Consider the following 19,651-nt stretch of genomic DNA (forward strand, 5'->3'; position numbering starts at 1 on the left):
TTGCTCTGTTTCTCTCTTCTCTGGAATACATAGACACCCTCCTAGACTATTTGTCCAAGATTTTGTCCGCATCCCCATTTTGGATATTTCTATTGCTGGGCACATGTAAAAATCATCAGCTCGTTTTCTCCATTGATTCCTATGCCGCTTCGCTTGGAGGAATCAAAGCATTCCAAAATCCTCGCTGGGTTTTTCTGTCGTTCTTTCATATGAACAGCTTGGCAAAGCACCTTTCGAGCTTGAGACTAGTAGCGGAAAGATCTTGTATTTAGATTCTTCTAGGAAAGTCCTGGATGGCATTATTTTCAGTTTACAATGGGAGCAGGGAAAGTATTAATGACAAAGCGAACATATGGAAAGATTAGCAAGATTATTCACACGAGGTGAAAAAATCACACTGGTTTGCGTGATTACCAGTATAGCTGCTGGCGATTCTTATGCAAAAGAACTTGATATACTGATAATCAGTTTTAAGCTTAATCGATAGCAAACCAATTTTTGAGATGAGGGTGATGAATCTCTAATCTTGAATCCGAGAGCGAGTCAGTAATACTTTACTGGCGAAGCAAAATAGGTACTTCCTTTAATAGTGTTTTGATATTATTTTATCAAAAATTATAATATATCGCTTGACAGAATAGATGACCTTCGATATTATAATAGTAGATATATCTTCAGGGCGAGGTGCAAGTCCTCACCGGCGGTAAAGCCCGCGAACCGAAAGGTTGATCTGGTTGAATTCCAGAGCCGACAGTTAAAGTCTGGATGAAAGAAGATGATATTTCTTTAGTATTTTGAGCCCCGAAGATTGCTTTGGGGCTTTTTTGATTCCCGAAGTAATATAAAAATATGGAGGGATTACATGTACACACTAAGCAGAGAAGGTTGGAACACAAGAACAATGGTGAAGGTTTCAGTACTGGGAGTAATTTCATTTGTACTGATGTTTTTCGAAATACCCCTGGTATGGTTGGCTCCACCTTTTATCAAAATCGACATATCAGATTTGCCAGCATTGATTGGAGCATTTGCAATGGGACCAATGGTTGGAGTGATAATTCAGTTACTTAAGAATGTCCTTAATGTTGTAATCGAAGGATCTACTACCGGAGGGATTGGAGAATTTGCAAACTTTGTAGTGGGAAGTGCATTTGCATATACTGCAGGATTTGTGTACTTCAAGAAGAAGACATTCAACAGGGCAGTAATAGGTCTTGTACTTGGAACGATTGTTATGACAATAGTAATTTCAATTGCAAACTACTATATAATGTTCCCATTCTACGCTAAGCTGTTTGGATGGCCAATAGAGAATCTTGTTGAAATGGGTACGGCAGTTAACTCGAATATCGTGGATATGAAGACCATGATAATCTATGCAATAGTACCGTTCAATCTTCTTAAAGGAACCTTGCTTACAGCGATAACAATTTTGATTTACAAGAAGGTATCACCGCTTCTACACAACTAGATAGAACTTATGACAAGGACCCCCAGGTCCTTGTTTTTTTGATAATTGAACGATGATATGGAAAGAATAGCCTTCCTGTGTTAAGCTGAAATAGTTAGACAAAACAGATTGTAGAATGAGGGGTGCGCTATGCTTGAAAGACTTAATAGTGAAATAATTGAAATTAAGAATAGGCTTAGGGAATACAACAAGCTAAAAACATTGAAAGATTCAATTCAAGATGAACTGACCAGGCAAGTAAGACTTAGAGGGCAGCTTCTAGATGAACACGATAAGGAGCTAAGGGATGTTGAAAATCTTGAGAACACCAGTGTCCGGTCTCTATTTCTATCAATAGCGGGAAAGAAAGAGGAAACTCTTGATAGGGAAAGGGAAGAATATTTAAGGGCAAAGGCAAGTTACGAAGAATGCCAGTCTTATATTGACCAACTAAAGAGAGACCTTTCTGAAGCTGATTTGCTTCTTTCAAAATTTGGAGAAATCCAAAGTGATTATGAACAGCTATTAAAGGAAAAAGAAACGCTTCTTGTTCAATCAGGAGGAGAATATGGCAAGGTTTTGGGCCAGAAGCTGATAAAAGCAGATGAGTTGGAGTTGGATATCAAGGAAGTTGGGGAAGCAATATCAGCAGGTGGATCAACGCTCGAATCCCTTGAGGGTGTCAGGGAAAAACTCCAATCTGCAAAGGGCTGGGGTACATGGGATCTGCTTGGAGGAGGTTTGATCTCCAATATCGCCAAGCACTCGGCTATAGATGAAGCAAACAGCAGGGCACGAGAGGTTCAGCACAAGTTGAGAACGTTTAGGAAAGAGCTATCCGATGTAAATGAATTCACAAATATTGAGGTTAACATTTCAGCTTTTGCATCATTTGCAGACTTCTTTCTGGATGGACTCATTGCAGACTGGTTTGTTCAATCAAAAATAAATGACTCCATCTCACATGTCGAAGATGCCAATAGAAGTATTGAGAGCATAGTTCATAACCTAATAGTTAAGCAATCAGAGCTTCAGAAAGAGATTAAAGAGACCAAGCATGAAATAGACAGAATACTTAATGATTAAGGTCATCTGCAATCAGTTGCGGTACTTCTCGATTTTTAAGTATTTGTGTATAAGTTCTTCATTTGATATAATTGAGTGTTGATATGATTGGGTAATAGAATTGGAAATGGGAAGGTAGAAAATGAAGATTAGGGTTAAGGGAATAAAAGATACAGATAAACTGGGAAGAAAGCTTGGAGAATTAGTGGAACCAGGCGATGTAATCTGCTTAAATGGAGATCTCGGAGCAGGTAAAACAACTCTTAGCAAGTCGATTGGACTTGGCATGGGAGTAGATGACTATATTACTAGTCCAACCTTTGCAATAATAAATGAATACGAGGGAAGACATCCCTTGTATCACTTCGACGTTTACAGATTAAATAATGGCGAAGAGTTATTCGACCTGGGAGTTGAGGATTATTTCTACGGCAAAGGTGTTTGCTTGATAGAGTGGGCTGAGAATATTGAAGAATTTCTACCGGAGAATAGATTGGAAGTATGGATCAATACCACATTAGATCCAGATGAACGAGAAATTGAATTGATACCATATGGGGACAGAAACGAGTTTCTTGCTAGGGAGCTGATAAAATGAAAATACTTGGACTGGACACATCGACAATGATGACAACCTGCGCCGTTATGGAAGATGAGATGCTATTGGGTGAGTTTTCCCTAAGTCTTGACATGAGCCATTCTGAAGCACTTGTACCTATGATAGAGGCATTGATGAATAATCTTGATATGAAATTGAGTGATATTGATGGTTTTGCAGTATCAACAGGGCCGGGATCCTTTACGGGCCTTAGAATTGGTTTGGCTACAGCCAAGGGATTTGCCCATGTAACTGGGAAACCCATAGTAGGCGTATCATCATTACAGGTTCTTGCAGATAACATGTACGGTCACTCGGTTGTTGTACCTATGATGGATGCCAGAAGGGACAGGGTTTTTACGGCAGTTTATACAATGGAAAACAATCAATGGGAGACACTTCTTGAGCCTGATGCAATTGAGGTGGAGAATCTTATCGGGATGATTAACAACAGTTATGAAAAGGTGATTCTGGTTGGAGACGGAGCAACCAGATATAAAAGGGAATTTTCGGAAGGAATAGTTGGCAAGGTTGTATTTGCTCCAGGAACCCTTAATTTAAGCAGAGCAAGCAGTGTTTGCAGGCTGGGAATGCTAAGACTACAAAGAGGCGAGTCAGATGACATGTTCACCCTGGCACCAGATTATTTAAGAGATTCGCAGGCTCAGCGAATGATGAGCAAGAAGAGTTAACCATGAGAATAATACTAAGAGAAATGACTAAAGAAGATATCAGGGAAGTTCTTGAGATAGAAAAAGCGACATTCACCACTCCATGGTCCGAGGAGTCCTTTGAAAAGGAAATAGTGGAAAACATGCTTGCAATGTATATTGTAGCTGAAGTAGATAGCCAGATTGCAGGATACGGAGGACTTTGGAAGATTTTGGATGAGGGACATATCACAAATATTGCCGTAAGGAAGGATTTCAGAGGCAAGGGTATCGGCGATGCGTTAGTAATGGGTATAGTGGATTACTGTGAGAAGAACGGAATTCCAAATATAACTCTTGAGGTTAGGGAATCAAATACCGTGGCAAGAAGCCTATATAGTAAGCATGGTTTTGTAGATGCCGGGAAAAGACCTGGCTATTACACAGATACCAAGGAAGATGCAATAATAATGTGGAGAAAGCAGAACTAGAGGTGAGAAAATGTTAACATTGGCAATAGAGACATCCTGTGATGAGACATCATGCGGAGTGGTAAAGGATGGAAGAGAGGTTCTTTCAAATATAATTTCCTCTCAGATAGAAATCCATAGGGAGTATGGAGGAGTAGTTCCTGAGATTGCTTCCAGAAAGCATATTGAGGGGATCGATGTAATAATTCAGGAAGCACTCGATGCAGCCAAGGTGGGATTTAAGGACATTGATTTTATTAGCGTTACCCAGGGTCCAGGCCTTGTGGGAGCTCTTCTTGTAGGTCTGTCTTCAGCTAAGGCAATAGCATATGGACTAGATATTCCAATCGTTGGAGTAAATCACATCGAGGGACATATATGTGCAAATTACATTCAGCACAGGGATTTGGAGCCGCCATTTACATGTCTGATTGTATCTGGGGGACATTCCTATTTGATAGATGTACTTGATTACCAGGAATATAAATTGCATGGAAGGACAAGGGATGATGCAGCAGGAGAGGCATTTGACAAGGTTGCAAGAGCGCTGGGACTTCCTTATCCTGGAGGACCTCACATAGATCAACTGGCTCTTGAGGGAAATGGAGATGCAATAGATTTTCCAAGAGTGTTTTTAGAGAGTGACAGCTATGATTTTAGCTTCAGTGGATTGAAGACGGCGGTTCTTAATTATCTTAATCAGATGAAACAGAAGGATGAAGAGCCAAATGTAGCGGATGTTGCTGCTAGTTTTCAAAAGGCAGTGCTTGATGTTATGGTTGAAAAGTCATTTAGGTTGGCTAAAGAGAACAAAAGAAGCAAAATAGTCATTGCCGGTGGTGTGGCGGCCAATAAAGGATTAAGGGAAATGATGGAGCAACGTGGTAAAGACGAGAATGTGGATATCTTTTACCCATCAATGGAGCTATGCACAGACAATGCTGCAATGATTGGTTCGGCGGGATACTATAATTTTATTAACGGAAAAACATCAGATTTTCATATGAAAGTAATGCCCAATCTTGGATTTCTAGATTAAAAACAATCCCCAAAATGTCCACAACATATGGGGATTGTTTTTAATCTGCCTGTGGATAATGTGGGAAAAATTAGGAAAACTAGTTGAATACAGTGGATAACTGGGGGTAAACCTGTGGATACTGTGGATATATTGTAATGATTACTCCTCAAATTCCATCCACTGTGCATAAATCTCATCAAGTTGATTTTGAAGGGATTCTCTTTCATTGGACAGCTTGAGCACATTCTGATGATCATTATAAATATCAGGATCGGAAAGTTTTCGATCAACTTCCTTGATTTTATCTTCAAGGTTTGAGATAGTTGTCTCCAGGTTTTTAATCAACTTCCTAGATTCTTTTTCCTTCTTAAGGATCTCTTTTTCCTTCTTTTTTTCAAGTTTAATTTGAGTTTTGGTTTTCTGATCCTCGTCTTCTTCATCAGGTATTGAAAGGATTGCCTTTTTTTCAAGGTAATAATCGTAGTTGCCAATATATTCAGTGATTCCATCTTCAGTAAGCTCCAATATTTTCGTTGCTACCTGGTTTAAGAAGTATCTGTCGTGAGATATTACGAATATGGTTCCTGAGTAATTTCTAAGTGCATCCTCAAGGACCTCTTTGGAGTCAATATCCAGATGATTTGTGGGCTCGTCCATAAGAAGAAAATTTGACTTTGAAAGCATTAGCTTAAGAAGAGCCACCCTTGCTTTTTCACCACCGCTTAACTCATGAATCTCCTTGAAGATATCATCCCCAACAAACAGAAATTGACTCAAATATGTTCTTATCTGATAATGGTCCAGAAGTGGATATGAATCCCATATTTCATCCAGTACTGTCTTATGAAGATTCAAATCACTCATTTCCTGGTCAAAATATCCAGGATAAACATGTTGACCAAGTTTTACCGTGCCTCTATCACTTTCAACCTGTCCCAGAAGGATTCTGAACAAGGTAGTTTTACCGACGCCATTTGGGCCGATGAGACCTACTTTTTCCTCTCTGTAGATATCAAGAGAAATATCCTCCAATAGGTTCAGGTCGTCAAATCTTTTACATATTCCTTCTGCGTGTAGAACATCTCTACCAGACCGTGTTTCAGGATCAAATCTGAAGGTAGCCTTCTTTGTTTCATCTAGCTTTGGTACAAGCTTGATCTTATCCAACATTTTTTGTCTGCTTCTTGCTTGTCTTGTATATCTTTCTCCACCATAGTTCATAAAACGCTGGATTATTTCTTCCTGACGCTTTACTTCTTTTTGCTGGTTATCATACTGTCTTTTCATTATTTCAAGCTCTTTTTTTCTTTGAACCATAAATCCTGTGTAATCTGTATTATAGCTTTGTAAACTACGATTCTCCATATAGAATATGCGATTGGCAACATGGTCCAGAAAATATCTATCATGAGATATTATCAGGCTGGAGCCCTTGTAATCTTTAAGAAATTTTTCCAGCCAGCTTATGGCAGCTATATCAAGATGGTTTGTAGGTTCATCCAATAAAAGAAGATCCGGTTTCTCCAGAAGAAGCTTTGCAAGGGATAATCTTGATTTCTGTCCGCCGCTAAGTATTTCAACGGGTTTTTCAAAATCGTCTTCTCCAAAACCCAGTCCCTTAAGTACTCCTCTTATCTCTGATTTATATCCATAACCATTAAGGGTTGTAAATTCTTCTAGCGCATGTCCATATTCATCCATGAGTTTTTCAAGCTTGTTTTGGTCCTCTTGGTTTGACTGGGAAATTTCTATTTCCACTTTTCTCAACCATTGTTCCATTTGAATAAGATTTTCAAAGACTAAAAGGCATTCATCAAATATGTTCAACTGACTCTCAATTTTTGTATGTTGCTCAAGATATCCTATTTTTAAACCCTTTTGCAGTTGTACCTGGCCTTGATCCATATGAAGTCTTCCTGAGAGTACTTGAAAAAGGGTGGTTTTTCCGGTTCCATTTAGTCCTAGAACACCTATCTTATCGCCGTACTCGACATGGAAGCTTATGTCTTCCAGAATCGGATCCACAACGTAAGATTTATATATATGATTAGCAGTGAGTATTGGCATTTTTATCCCTCCATGATTCCTATGACTATTCTAACAGAAAAAGCATCTCTTTAAAAGCAAAATCAATGCTTACACGGAATACAAAAAGATTGTTAAAGGCCTGTGAATAAATTGACATATAATTTATGCAATGGTATAATTAACCCAGAATTCTAGATAGGTGGTGAATTTATTGGGCAAAGATAATAAGGTATCATTGACCGTTATTAGAAGATTACCTAAGTATCATCGTTATCTCAGCGACCTTATGGATAAGGGAATCAGTAGGATATCCTCTCAGGAATTGAGTGTACTTACAGGGTTTACTGCTTCACAGATCAGACAGGACCTGAATAATTTTGGTGGTTTTGGACAACAGGGATATGGTTACAATGTTGAGGACCTGCAAAGGGAACTTGGTAAGATCCTGGGACTCGATCAAAGATACAATGCAGTGATAGTAGGTGCTGGAAATCTCGGTCAGGCAATAGCAAACTACAGAGGTTTTGAAGATGCGGGATTTAAGGTTCTTGCAATGTTTGACAGGAACCCCAGAGTGATAGGCCTAAAAATCCGTGATATAGAAATCAAGGATATGGAGCACATTGAAGACTTCATCAAGAAAAACAATGTTGAAATTGGAATTATTACGACTCCAAAAGATAGTGCCCAGGAAGTAGCTGATATCTACGTAAAAGCTGGCGTAAAGGGTGTATGGAATTTTGCACCTGCTGACATCAACGTACCTGAGGACATGATTCTTGAGAATGTAAGATTAAATGAAAGTTTGTTTATTCTATCATATTTCCTGAAAGCTGCAACTAAATAAGTGTTACTATAATAATCTCGATAAAATTATGGCTAATCGCCCTCTAAAGCTAGGACTAATGTTCCTCATGTTTTAAGGTTGCTATACCTTGGGCGGTATGATATAATTTTATCGAGATTAATAGTTATTGTGAGAATTTTTCACAGCTAAATAAAAGGGGGTAGTTTTACCATGTCAAAAGAAATACTAAATCCGTTGGAAAGTGCTCAGAAACAGGTAAAAGATGCTTGTGATGCATTGGGCTACGGAGAATCTGTGTATGAACTTCTGAAAGAACCAAAGAGATTTATCGAAGTTTCAATTCCAGTAAAAATGGATGATGGTTCTGTAAAGGTTTTCAAAGGCTACAGATCAATGCACAGTGACGCTGTTGGACCAGGTAAAGGTGGAATACGTTTTCATCCAGGAGTTAACCCTGACGAAGTAAAAGCACTTTCAGTATGGATGACATTTAAGTGTTGCGTAACAGGAATCCCTTACGGTGGAGGTAAAGGTGGAATAACTGTTGACCCATCAACGCTTTCACAAGGAGAGCTTGAGAGATTGTCAAGAGGATATATCCAAGGTCTTTACAAGTACTTAGGCGAGAAAATAGATATCCCAGCACCTGATGTAAATACTAATGGTCAGATAATGGCTTGGATGGTAGATGAGTATTGCAAACTAACAGGATCCATGAATACAGGAGTTATTACAGGTAAACCAGTTGAGTGGGGTGGTTCACTTGGAAGAAACGAAGCTACTGGATTTGGGGTTGGAGTTGTAACTAGAGAAGCAGCCAAGAAGATTGGACTTGATATCAAAGAAGCAACAGTTGCTATTCAAGGATTCGGAAACGTTGGAAGCTTTGCAGTTAAAAACGTTGAGAGACAAGGAGCAAAAATAGTTGCAGTTGGTGAGTGGAACAGAGAAATCGGTACATTTGCAATTTATAGAGAAGATGGATTTAGCTACGCAGAGTTGGCAGAATATCAAAATGAGAACAAGACTCTTGCAAACTATCCAAATGCAAAAATGATGACTCTTGATGAGTTCTGGGACTTAGAAGTGGATATTTTGATTCCAGCAGCTCTTGAGAATGCAATAACTCTAGAAAATGCTGACAGGATCAAAGCTAAGCTTATAATTGAAGCAGCTAACGGCCCTATAACACCTGAAGCTGATGAAATTCTTGAGAAAAAAGGAATCATAGTTGCACCAGATATCCTTGCTAATGCAGGTGGAGTAACTGTATCATACTTTGAGTGGGTACAGAATCTTTACGGATACTACTGGAGCGAGAAGGAAGTTGAAGAGAAGGAAGAAATCGCAATGGTTAACGCATTCAATTCTCTTTGGAAAATCATGGAAGAGTTCAATGTACCAATGAGAAGATCAGCTTACCTGCACTCAGTTAAGAAGGTTGCTGAAGCAATGAAGCTTAGAGGATGGTACTAATTAACCAAGGCTTTGAAATATTATAGATTTGAATGATTGAGGCAGGGAGAAATGATATGCTCCCCTTAATGTTGACGGTTTAAATAATAAAACTGTTAATGTTAGGGGGAGTATTTTTGTGTCAAAAATAAGCAAGTTTATATGATTTAGAATGAATTCATTGACAGGGTATTAATAGAATGTAGTATAATGACTTCAAATAGTATTGGAGGAAGACATATGACCTACACAATTGAAAAAGCGGACAACAAGCTTGTATTGAAGAACATCAAGGATTTCAATCCTACCCATATATTTGAGAACGGTCAGTGTTTCAGATGGTATAAAGAGGATGACGGCAGCTACACTACTGTTGCTGGAGGAAAAGTTATAAATGTTCTTAAGGATGGAGACAATATAGTTATTGATGGATCTGATGAGAAGGATTGGAAGGAATATTGGCATCACTATTTTGACCTGGACAGAGACTATGGTGAGATAAAAAAAGAGCTTTCCAAGGATCCCATTCTAGAGGAAGCTATTCAGTTTGGCGATGGATTGAGACTTCTTAACCAGGACCCATACGAGACGGTAATATCATTTATGATCTCTGCGAATAATCAGATTCAAAGAATTAAGAATGCTGTGGAAATGATATCAAATGACCTTGGCGAGTATATTGGGACCTATCGAGGAAGAGAGTATTACAGTTTTCCTGATCCTGAAAAACTGGCAGCAAAGAGTACGGAGTATATTCGAGAAAAGTATAGAGTAGGATTTAGAGGGGATAGAATCAGAGAAGTTAGTCGAAGAATTTCTGAGGGTGAATTTGATACCCAGTGCATATTTGAAACAGGGTATTCAGATGCTGTGAATATGCTGACCACATTACCTGGAGTAGGCCCTAAGGTAAGCGGATGCATACTTCTTTTTGCCTATGATAAGACAGAGGCTTTCCCGGTAGATGTATGGGTTAAGAGGGTTATGGAATACTTTTATTTCAAGAGACCTGCCAAAAGAAGGGAGCTTGAAGAATCTGGTGAAAAGATATTTGGAGAGCTGGCAGGTTATGCGCAGCAATACCTTTTTTATTATGCAAGGGAATTAGGCATAGGTAAGTAATCTGGGCCATCGTCAGTCGACGGTGGTTTTACTTTTTTGTCAGCACATTGTCACTATATCGTAACCCATTGTATTTTTCAGATTGTTATACTTTAGTCATAGACAAGGAGTGAGGCGATTTTATGAATAAGAGCGGATACATTATCATAGCAGTGATTCTAATGGCTCTTGCTGGCATCCTGACGGGTTATAACAAGGATAAGGTTCATGAACATGCCAGGGGAGACTTGACTGGTGACGGAAAGCATTTAGTGGTTCTGACAGGAGAGGACAATCAGGAATATTTGAAGGATATAGTAATTTATTCTGTGGAGGATGGTAAAAAGGAAGTATACCGCGAGGATATATCATATCTTAATCCATGGAAGCTTATGGTTGGAGACGTGGACGGAGATGGTGTAGACGAAATTTCAATAGGTGTTTACAAGAAATCTCCATTACACCCTGTTATGGCAAAAAGACCCTTCTTCTACAATTTCGATGGAGAAGAACTGGTTCCCAAGTGGCGGGGATCAAGACTTTCAAGGCCATTCCAGGATTATATTCTCCATGATTTTGAAGATGATGGAATTATGGAGATAGTTGCAATCGAATATCTCCAGGATGATACACAGGTTCTTAACAGCTACAAATGGAGGGAATTTGGTTTTGAGGGATTTAAAGAGTCAGAGCCTGTTGAATCAATTGAGAAGGTCTATTCAAATGGTAGCGAACTGTTTGCTTTTGTTAAGGAAGATATGTCCCATGTTAGATATTCTGTGTTTGAAGGGGAAGATGAACTGGAATGGAGGGAGTACAATGAATAGAAGGAAGAGAATTGTTTTATTATCATATTTACTAGCATTTACAATAGTCTTAAGTGGTTGTAAATGGAATGTAGACAATCCGGAGCAGGAAGAGCCAAAGATAGTGGATGAAACAGAAGAGCCGTCTAACCTACCGGATGATCAAGAAGAAACTGATCAGGGACCTGCAGACATACAACCGGAGGCTGATTTTTCAAACGTAGTGAATATGTCAGACTTTGATTATTTGACAGAGGAACAGAAAAGTAGACTGCTCCAAAACAGATTCTTTGTTTCAGAAACAGAGCATAAGCAGCTTTTCTATATATATGAGAACAATGAGTATCGTGATATCCCATCGTTTATAACAACTGACTCGGTCCTTCATACCTATCATATATTTTATGACTATTTGCTAAGGACAATAGAAAATGAAAAGCTGTTGGGATTGGCAGAGGAGCTTACTGAAGAAATGCTGATGAAATCAATTGAGGCATATAATGATGTAGATGATCCAGCTTTGAGAATAGTACTTATCAAGAACCTTGCATATTATTCTGTAGCAAATATGTTGCTCCAGAACGAGTTGCCGAACGGTATTCCTGAAGAATCATTGGCAATGGCAAATAAGGAATTCAGCAAAATTGAAAATCAGGAAGGATTCACATACTCGGCAATATTTCCATTCCAGATGGATTATAGCCAGTATATACCGAGAGGGCACTACACAAGGTCAGAGGATTTGGAAAGATATTTCCTTGCCATGATGTGGTATGGGCAGGTTCCATTCCCTCTATACAAAAATGAGGAAGAGCGAAATGAAGAACAGACTCTTCAAGCAATTCTAATATCCAGGATGATTTCAGATGATCAAGAGTTGCTTCAGAAATGGGAACAAATTTATGAACCCACAAACTTTTTTGTTGGCTCATCTGATGACCTGGGAATTAAAGAGTACTCACAAGCCGTAGATGAAATATATGGTGAGGACAGTGGTTATAATGTATTCTCTGATAATGGGCTCTTGGATGAGTTCTACGAAAGGTCTAAAGAATTCCCTGCACCGAGGATAGTGGCAAGGTATGCTGATATCGATACCCCGGTGGATAAACAATTTAGATTTATGGGACAGAGGTATGTGTTTGATTCTCAAATAATACAGGAGCTTGTATACCCTATTCTCAGACCGATACCATCGGGGATGGATGTTATGGCTGTTCTTGGTTCGGACAGAGCCAAAGAGATTCAACTTGAAAATCCGGATAATCAACAGTGGGAAGATTATCCTAAGGAAATGGAAAGACTCCGGACTGAATTTTCAGGATATGAAGAAAAGGACTGGAAGAGAAATCTTTACACTGGCTGGATGTGGGTTCTAGATGGTCTTCTTGGGCCAGCAGAAGATACAATGCCAGAGTTCATGAAAAACCAGGCATGGGAGGACAAAAATCTTAATACTGCCCTTAGTTCATGGGCAGAATTGAAGCATGATACCGTACTTTATGGCAAGGCATCTGGAGCAGAAATGGGTGGGGCTGAATACGTTAGAGTTCCAGGCTATGTTGAGCCTAATATCCCTGTATACGAGAGACTTCTATGGCTAACTGATTATTCAAGGGATGCTTTGATGGAATGGGATCTGGAAATTGATGAGATCGACTATAAATTGGAGAGATTCCAGTGGCTTCTCCAGTTTCTGATAGATGCATCAGAGAAGCAACTTAAGGATATACCTTTGACTGAGGAGGAACACGACAGAATAAAGATCTATGGTGGAATTCTTGAGGATTTGACCAGTTCATTTGCAGGTCAGGGAACAAAATGGCATGAAATTACATCCGAAACCGACAAAGACATGGCTGTTATTGCAGATTATCATACTGTTGGAAGGGATGGGGTAATGGTTGCAGGGGTAGGTCCAGCATATGAGATTTATGTTCTAACTCCAATTGATGGTGAGCTTTACCTTACAAGAGGTGCTGTGATGAGCTTCCATGAATTCTTTTCTGAGAAAAGATTGACTGATGAAGAGTGGCAAAAGATGATAGTGGATGGCACCAATCCACCAATGCAAAAGTGGACTGAGAGTTTTATAAAGTAAAAATAATGAGCTTAAGGGAGAATTGAAATTTTAATTCTCCCTTTTTTAGTTTGAGAGATGATGTAGCATTTCCATATGTTCGCTTAATCATGCAGACTTTTCAATGGTTAGTGTCCTTATCCAGAGAAATCTGAACTCTGGTAGTTCATTCATTTTCCATTTTTCTCTGGATAAATTTAGTATTTTGCGATATTATTTAATATAGTAGACTAAAAATGGACAGGTGATAATAATGATGGGAACTATTGTTAACAGTATTGCAATCGTTGCAGGAGCGATGCTTGGAATCCTTCTCAAAAAAGGAATCAAGGAGCAATATACAAGTACAATAATGGATGGCATGGCTCTGGCAGTTGTAATAATTGGAATAATGGGCGCTATGGAAATGAATAACCTGATTGTAGTGCTTGCAAGTATTGTTGTGGGAAGTATAATCGGAGAAAAGTTCGATTTGGACAAGAAGCTTGAAAATCTGGGAATAAATATGGAAAAAAGGTTTGGCAAGGGTGACTCCAATTTTTCAAAAGGCTTTATAATGGCATCTCTTGTATACTGCATAGGAGCCATGGCTATTCTAGGAGCATTGGAATCCGGACTGACAGGGAATCATGAAACCCTTTATGCAAAGTCTGTGCTTGATGGTGTATCTGCAGTGATTTTCGCATCAACATTTGGAATCGGGGTTGCATTTTCCGCAATTATTGTATTTGTTTATCAGGGTGCGATAACTCTTTTGGCAAGCTCAGTCAAGGATCTGCTTACACCGGAAGTAATAAATGAAATGTCTTCAATCGGAGGCATACTTATTATGGCTATTGGTATAAATATTCTTGGCATAAAGAAAGTCAAGATAGCAAATATGTTACCGGCAATTTTTATTCCAGTAGTATATTATACAGTTGTGGCTCTATTTTAGAGATAAATGGAGAAAAAAGGAGAAATACATAGTATTCTAAAGCAAATGGCAGATAAAATTTGAAATCATCCAATAATTTTTATTTTCAAGTCAAAAATGGACTTGATTAGCTGTTTGTTTTAGAGTATTATTATAATTAGATGTTAGCACTCGATGAAGATGAGTGCTAACAAAAAACAGACTATATATCGAGGAGGAGTATTAATGAATCTTAAGCCTTTAGGAGACAGAATTATAATAAAGAAGATGGAGGTCGAGGAAAAGACGAAAAGTGGAATCGTATTACCATCCACAGCTAAAGAGCAGCCGCTAATGGCAGAAATTATAGCAATTGGTGATGAAATCCTTAATGATGAAAAAAGAAAAGACCAGGTGAAGGTTGGCGACACTGTAATCTTCTCAAAGTATGCAGGTACAGAAGTTAAGGTCGATGCAGATGAGCTTACGATCCTTAAGTTGGCGGATATACTTGCAGTAGTTGAAGACTAAGAACAAAGTTGAAAGTTGAAGAGAAAAGACAAAGATCCTTCGCAATGCTCAGGATGACAATATGTAATACTGATACTAAGTGAACAATCTTAACCCTAATGAATTACAGTAAAATTGAGAATTGAGAATTGTGAATTGTGAATTGAATGTGCCCGGCGATAGATTTACTCAAAATCTCTGATTTTGTTGCAAATCATCGAGGGGGTAGAATTATTAAAAAGGAGTGAATATAATATGGCTAAAGATATAAAATTCGGTGAAGACGCTCGTAGATCCATGGAAAGAGGAATAAACAAGCTTGCAGACACTGTTAAGGTAACACTTGGACCAAAGGGTAGAAATGTAGTTCTTGATAAGAAATTCGGTGCTCCACTAATAACAAATGATGGAGTTACAATAGCAAGAGAAATTGAGCTTGAAGATAAATTCGAGAATATGGGAGCACAGCTTGTAAAGGAAGTGGCAACAAGAACCAATGATGTGGCCGGAGACGGTACAACAACTGCTACACTTCTTGCACAGGCAATAATAAGAGAAGGCCTCAGGAACGTAGCTGCTGGAGCAAACCCAATGATTATTCAGAAAGGCATCAAAAAAGCTGTAACTGCAGCGGTTGAAGAAATCAAGAAAGCTTCAGTACCTATTGAGTCAAAGGAAGCTATCGCACAGGTAGCATCAATTTCAGCTTCTGACGAAGAAATTGGTCAGCTGATTGCAGACGCAATGGAGAAAGTTGGAAACGACGGAGTAATCACTGTTGAAGAATCAAAGTCAATGGGAACAACTCTTGAAGTTGTTGAGGGTATGCAGTTTGACAGAGGATATGTTTCTGCATATATGGTAACCGACACAGAAAAAATGGTCGCAGAATACGAGAATCCATATATCCTTATGACTGACAAGAAGATTTCAAATATCCAGGAAATTCTTCCAATACTTGAGCAGATTGTACAGCAAAGCAAACCTCTTGTAATAATCGCTGAGGACATCGAAGGCGAAGCAATGGCAACACTTGTAGTAAACAAGCTTAGAGGAACCTTCAACTGTGTTGCTGTCAAGGCACCAGGATTTGGAGATAGAAGAAAAGAAATGCTTAAGGACATAGCGATTCTTACTGGTGGAGAGGTTGTTTCAGAGGAACTTGGACACGACCTTAAGGAAACCAAGATTGAAATGCTTGGTAGAGCGGCAAAAGTCAAGATAGACAAAGAAAACACAGTAATTGTAAATGGTGAAGGTAGCCAGGAAGAAATAGAATCAAGAATTAAGCAAATCAAGACACAAGCTGATGCCACAGATTCTGAATTCGACAGAGAGAAGCTTACCGAAAGACTTGCTAAACTTTCTGGTGGAGTTGCTGTTATCCAGGTTGGTGCAGCTACAGAAACAGAACTTAAGGAAAGAAAGCTTAGAATCGAAGATGCCCTTGCTGCAACAAGAGCTGCAGTTGAGGAAGGGATTGTTCCTGGAGGAGGAACTGTTTTAATAAATATAATTCCAATGGTCGAGTCTCTCCTAGAATCAGCAGATGGAGATGAGAAGACGGGAATCAGCATTATATTAAGAGCTTTGGAAGAGCCTGTAAGACAGATTGCTGCTAATGCAGGAATTGAAGGATCAATAATTGTCGAAAAGGTAAAGGCAGCTGAAGCCGGAATAGGATTCGATGTTTTAACCACACAATACGTGAATATGGTTGAAAAGGGAATTGTAGACCCGACAAAGGTAACAAGATCAGCTCTTCAAAACGCCGCAAGTGTTGCAGCCATGGTGCTGACAACAGAAAGTGCCGTATCTGACATAGAGTCAGAAGACCCAATGGCAGGTATGGGTGGCATGGGCGGTATGGGTGGCATGGGCGGTATGATGTAGCCACCAATTGTATAAGGATTATTTTTCCCCACCTTCTAGAAGGTGGGGATTTTAACTGATATAAGAGAATAGTGAAACCTCTTTACGACTTGAAGTTGAGTACTCCTGCTTCTGTAAATTTATGTTGTAAATATTTATAAAAAGGAGTATCATTAGAAGATAATAAGAAAAGCATCTAATGATGTTTTAAGGTAGCTTTTCTTGATACTCATGAACGGAAATTTCATGACGCAAAAAGAAGTAGAAATTGCCTGTTCGTATTATATAGATGGAGTGAACATATGAAAAAAGAATATTTAGTATACCTACTCTTTTCACACAGTGGTTCAACTTTCTCAAGAGCCATAAACCTTTTTACAGATCACCCTTATACTCACGTGTCAATAGCCTTGGATGAAAATCTTGACCAGGTCTATAGTTTTGGGAGATTAAATCCATACAATCCTTTTTTTGCAGGATTTGTCAGGGAAGACATACATTATGGAACTTTCAGCAGGTTTCCCAATACAACCTGCTCTGTTTATGCACTCAAAATTACGGAAGAGCAGTACACGAGCATAACCAAGGAAATAGATAGATTCAGATTTGAAGGGCACAAGTATACATACAACTTTCTTGGAATACTGACAGCTACGGCAAACTATCCGCTTTCACGGAAATATAAGTACTTTTGCTCACAATTTGTTTCTGAAGTTTTTTTAAAAAGTGGAATTGAATTAACACAGAAGCATCCAGGATTAACATCGCCGATGGATATTCTGGAATATGGAGAACTTGAGCCTGTGTTTTCTGGGTACCTAAGGGAATATAGACAACCTCAATTGGAGGTCGCAATTGCTGGTTAATAAATCCATGCCTTGTGTATCACAATTACGAAATTTGAAATTTGAAAAAACTATAATACCCTCGGTTTATGATTAAAAGTAGCATTTTGGATAACAAAGAAAAAATGCAAAATAAGCATCTAAATAAAATCATTGACAAACCATTGACAAACCCGCGAAAGTGGGTTATTATTTTAACATATAGATAGATAAATTTAAATATAAAGGTCATAAAGGGGTGTAGGTATGGATCGTAGAGTAGAGGTTTTAAAGGCATTAGCTGACAAAAATAGGCTTTTGATTCTTGACATGCTTTCATGTGGAGATATGTGCGCTTGTGACATCATGGAAGGTTTGGAACTTACGCAGCCAACAATATCTCACCATATGAAAATTTTGGTAAAATCAGGGGTAGTAGAAGGTAAGAAAGCTGGGAAATGGGTTAACTACAGCATCAACCACGATGTAGTTGAAGATTTGTCAGAATACATAAATTATCTGACTAATCAAAAAGAGGATTGTATTTGTTATAGAAAAACAAAAATATGCAAACTGTAAAGGAGTGATTTTGTGGCAACGAAAGTAGCATTCGTGTGTGTGCATAATTCTTGCAGATCTCAAATGGCAGAAGGTTGGCTGAAAAATCTCGGCGGCAATGATTTTGAGGTATATTCTGCTGGAACAGAGGAATACCCAGAAGTAAAACCATTGGCGATAGAAGTAATGGAAGAAGCAGGTGTTGATATGTCGGATCATTACCCTAAACTAATGACCCAGATACCTGATGAAGTTGATTATCTTATAACCATGGGGTGTAATGTAGTATGCCCATTTCTACCAAATAGATTTATGGAGGACTGGGGATTGGATGATCCTTCAGGTGGACCAATTGAGGATTTTAGAGAGACAAGAGATATAATCAAGGAAAAGGTTGAAGACCTTATCAGAAGAGTCAAAGAAGAGGAGAACAAGTAGTGAAAAAGAAGATAGACTTATACTTGCTGACTGGTTTTTTGGGAGCAGGAAAAACTACTTTCCTCAGGAATATTCTTGAGGAACTTTCTCATGAAAAGGTTGGCGTCATAATGAATGAATTTGGAAAGATTGGGATAGATGGAGACATCATAAGGAAAGATGGACTACAGCTTACAGAAATCAACAGGGGATCAATATTCTGCTCATGCCTGAAGCTAAATTTTGCACAGTCAATGCTGGAAATGGCAGACAAGGACATCAAGTATCTCTTTGTTGAGTCATCGGGACTTGCAGATCCATCAAATATCGGTGAAATAATGGCAGGTGTGAAATCTTTTAAAGGAGACATATATCAGTACAAGGGTGCAATATGTGTAGCTGATGCGCTAAACTTTATGGACCAACTGGATGACCTTGAAACTGTTGAGAGACAGATTAAACACTGTCATCTGGCGGTCTTAAGCAAGACTGACCTTGTAGATGAAGAAAGACTTGCTGGCATAATTGAGAGAATAAAGGAAATAAATCCAAGAGTACCTATTGAAACATCAAGTCATGGAAGATTGGATTACAATTTCCTGAAAGAAGATTTGATGCAATACAAATGGTCTGAATCAGAGGATACAACAAATGTACCAGAGAATAAGCCAAAGACACTGACCATAAACTTCGATAGTCCATTGGAGTCAAAGAAGCTTTCAGATTTTATTGATGAGATTAAAAAAGATGCATATAGAATAAAAGGATTTGCAAGACTGGAAGATGGCTGGAGCCAGATAGATGTTGTTGGAAACAGACTGGATATCAAGACAACTGAGTCAAGAAATGAAGAGCAGCTTGTAGTCATATCAAAAATTGGTCCGCAAATAATCAGACCAATGGCTAAAGCCTGGGATGAAAAGGTTGGAATTCCAATGAAGATGAGATAGAGATAGGAGCTTAAGGGAGGCCACTGAAAAAGTGAAAAAATATTTGGGAAAAGTCCTTAAGCAAAAAGGACTTTTCTTTTTTTTGTCGAATAA

20 protein-coding genes and 1 riboswitch are annotated in these 19,651 nt (G+C 38.7%); of the genes, 19 read left to right on the plus strand and 1 reads right to left on the minus strand.

Going from position 1 to position 19,651, the window contains the following annotated elements:
- The first annotated feature begins 352 nt into the window (after nt 1-352).
- From ACOEN1_RS11715 to tsaD, 7 genes are all read left to right on the plus strand, one after another.
- On the plus strand, nt 353-487 hold the full coding sequence (locus ACOEN1_RS11715) for a hypothetical protein (protein ID WP_422487096.1): 135 nt from the start codon (nt 353-355) through the stop codon (nt 485-487).
- Between the two features lie 179 nt (nt 488-666).
- Nucleotides 667-781, plus strand: a riboswitch (FMN riboswitch).
- Between the two features lie 81 nt (nt 782-862).
- Nucleotides 863-1,471: an ECF transporter S component gene (locus ACOEN1_RS11720; RefSeq protein WP_422487097.1), complete on the plus strand. Its 609-nt coding sequence runs from the start codon at nt 863-865 to the stop codon at nt 1,469-1,471.
- Between the two features lie 129 nt (nt 1,472-1,600).
- Nucleotides 1,601-2,536 (plus strand): hypothetical protein, encoded by a 936-nt coding sequence (locus ACOEN1_RS11725; protein ID WP_422487098.1) that lies wholly within the window; start codon nt 1,601-1,603, stop codon nt 2,534-2,536.
- Between the two features lie 121 nt (nt 2,537-2,657).
- On the plus strand, nt 2,658-3,113 hold the full coding sequence (gene tsaE / locus ACOEN1_RS11730; protein ID WP_422487099.1) for a tRNA (adenosine(37)-N6)-threonylcarbamoyltransferase complex ATPase subunit type 1 TsaE: 456 nt from the start codon (nt 2,658-2,660) through the stop codon (nt 3,111-3,113).
- Nucleotides 3,110-3,805 carry a tRNA (adenosine(37)-N6)-threonylcarbamoyltransferase complex dimerization subunit type 1 TsaB gene (gene tsaB / locus ACOEN1_RS11735; protein ID WP_422487100.1) on the plus strand — a complete coding sequence of 232 codons (696 nt, stop codon included), beginning with the start codon at nt 3,110-3,112 and terminating at the stop codon, nt 3,803-3,805. The genes tsaE and tsaB overlap by 4 nt, the downstream gene beginning before the upstream one ends.
- Nucleotides 3,806-3,807: 2 nt before the next feature.
- Complete coding sequence (rimI, locus tag ACOEN1_RS11740; RefSeq protein WP_422487101.1) at nt 3,808-4,254, plus strand: ribosomal protein S18-alanine N-acetyltransferase; 447 nt, start codon at nt 3,808-3,810, stop codon at nt 4,252-4,254.
- A gap of 10 nt (nt 4,255-4,264) precedes the next feature.
- Nucleotides 4,265-5,272 carry a tRNA (adenosine(37)-N6)-threonylcarbamoyltransferase complex transferase subunit TsaD gene (tsaD, locus tag ACOEN1_RS11745; RefSeq protein WP_422487102.1) on the plus strand — a complete coding sequence of 336 codons (1,008 nt, stop codon included), beginning with the start codon at nt 4,265-4,267 and terminating at the stop codon, nt 5,270-5,272.
- Nucleotides 5,273-5,413: 141 nt separating this feature from the next.
- Here the strand turns inward: tsaD and ACOEN1_RS11750 are convergent, their stop codons facing one another.
- Nucleotides 5,414-7,321: an ABC-F family ATP-binding cassette domain-containing protein gene (locus tag ACOEN1_RS11750; protein ID WP_422487103.1), complete on the minus strand. Its 1,908-nt coding sequence runs from the start codon at nt 7,319-7,321 to the stop codon at nt 5,414-5,416.
- A gap of 172 nt (nt 7,322-7,493) precedes the next feature.
- Between ACOEN1_RS11750 and ACOEN1_RS11755 the strand changes: the two genes are divergently transcribed.
- The 12 genes from ACOEN1_RS11755 to ACOEN1_RS11810 all read left to right on the plus strand — a co-directional run bounded on the left by ACOEN1_RS11755 (nt 7,494) and on the right by ACOEN1_RS11810 (nt 19,558).
- Nucleotides 7,494-8,129, plus strand: a complete 636-nt coding sequence (locus ACOEN1_RS11755; protein WP_422487104.1) for a redox-sensing transcriptional repressor Rex — start codon at nt 7,494-7,496, stop codon at nt 8,127-8,129.
- A 171-nt stretch (nt 8,130-8,300) separates the two neighbouring features.
- Entirely contained in the window at nt 8,301-9,566 is a 1,266-nt protein-coding gene (locus ACOEN1_RS11760; RefSeq protein ID WP_422487105.1) for a Glu/Leu/Phe/Val family dehydrogenase, read from the plus strand.
- Between the two features lie 219 nt (nt 9,567-9,785).
- Nucleotides 9,786-10,667, plus strand: coding sequence for a DNA-3-methyladenine glycosylase family protein (locus ACOEN1_RS11765; protein ID WP_422487115.1), 882 nt, complete (start codon nt 9,786-9,788; stop codon nt 10,665-10,667).
- Between the two features lie 122 nt (nt 10,668-10,789).
- Nucleotides 10,790-11,473, plus strand: coding sequence for a hypothetical protein (locus ACOEN1_RS11770; protein WP_422487106.1), 684 nt, complete (start codon nt 10,790-10,792; stop codon nt 11,471-11,473).
- Nucleotides 11,466-13,553, plus strand: coding sequence for a DUF3160 domain-containing protein (locus ACOEN1_RS11775; RefSeq protein WP_422487107.1), 2,088 nt, complete (start codon nt 11,466-11,468; stop codon nt 13,551-13,553). Before ACOEN1_RS11770 ends, ACOEN1_RS11775 begins: the two co-directional genes overlap by 8 nt.
- Nucleotides 13,554-13,788: 235 nt before the next feature.
- Nucleotides 13,789-14,469 (plus strand): DUF554 domain-containing protein, encoded by a 681-nt coding sequence (locus ACOEN1_RS11780; RefSeq protein ID WP_422487108.1) that lies wholly within the window; start codon nt 13,789-13,791, stop codon nt 14,467-14,469.
- A 204-nt stretch (nt 14,470-14,673) separates the two neighbouring features.
- Nucleotides 14,674-14,958, plus strand: a complete 285-nt coding sequence (locus ACOEN1_RS11785; RefSeq protein ID WP_422487109.1) for a co-chaperone GroES — start codon at nt 14,674-14,676, stop codon at nt 14,956-14,958.
- Between the two features lie 234 nt (nt 14,959-15,192).
- Nucleotides 15,193-16,830 carry a chaperonin GroEL gene (gene groL, locus ACOEN1_RS11790; RefSeq protein WP_422487110.1) on the plus strand — a complete coding sequence of 546 codons (1,638 nt, stop codon included), beginning with the start codon at nt 15,193-15,195 and terminating at the stop codon, nt 16,828-16,830.
- A 281-nt stretch (nt 16,831-17,111) separates the two neighbouring features.
- Entirely contained in the window at nt 17,112-17,675 is a 564-nt protein-coding gene (locus tag ACOEN1_RS11795) for a hypothetical protein (RefSeq protein WP_422487111.1), read from the plus strand.
- 225 nt (nt 17,676-17,900) lie between these two features.
- A complete protein-coding gene (locus tag ACOEN1_RS11800) occupies nt 17,901-18,212 on the plus strand; it encodes an ArsR/SmtB family transcription factor (RefSeq protein WP_422487112.1) in 312 nt (103 codons plus the stop codon).
- A gap of 12 nt (nt 18,213-18,224) precedes the next feature.
- Nucleotides 18,225-18,629 (plus strand): arsenate reductase ArsC, encoded by a 405-nt coding sequence (locus tag ACOEN1_RS11805; protein ID WP_422487113.1) that lies wholly within the window; start codon nt 18,225-18,227, stop codon nt 18,627-18,629.
- Nucleotides 18,629-19,558, plus strand: a complete 930-nt coding sequence (locus ACOEN1_RS11810; RefSeq protein ID WP_422487114.1) for a CobW family GTP-binding protein — start codon at nt 18,629-18,631, stop codon at nt 19,556-19,558. Before ACOEN1_RS11805 ends, ACOEN1_RS11810 begins: the two co-directional genes overlap by 1 nt.
- The last annotated feature ends 93 nt before the right edge of the window (nt 19,559-19,651 follow it).

The organism is Gudongella sp. DL1XJH-153 (genome assembly GCF_049310905.1).
Taxonomy (GTDB): domain Bacteria; phylum Bacillota; class Clostridia; order Tissierellales; family Tissierellaceae; genus Gudongella.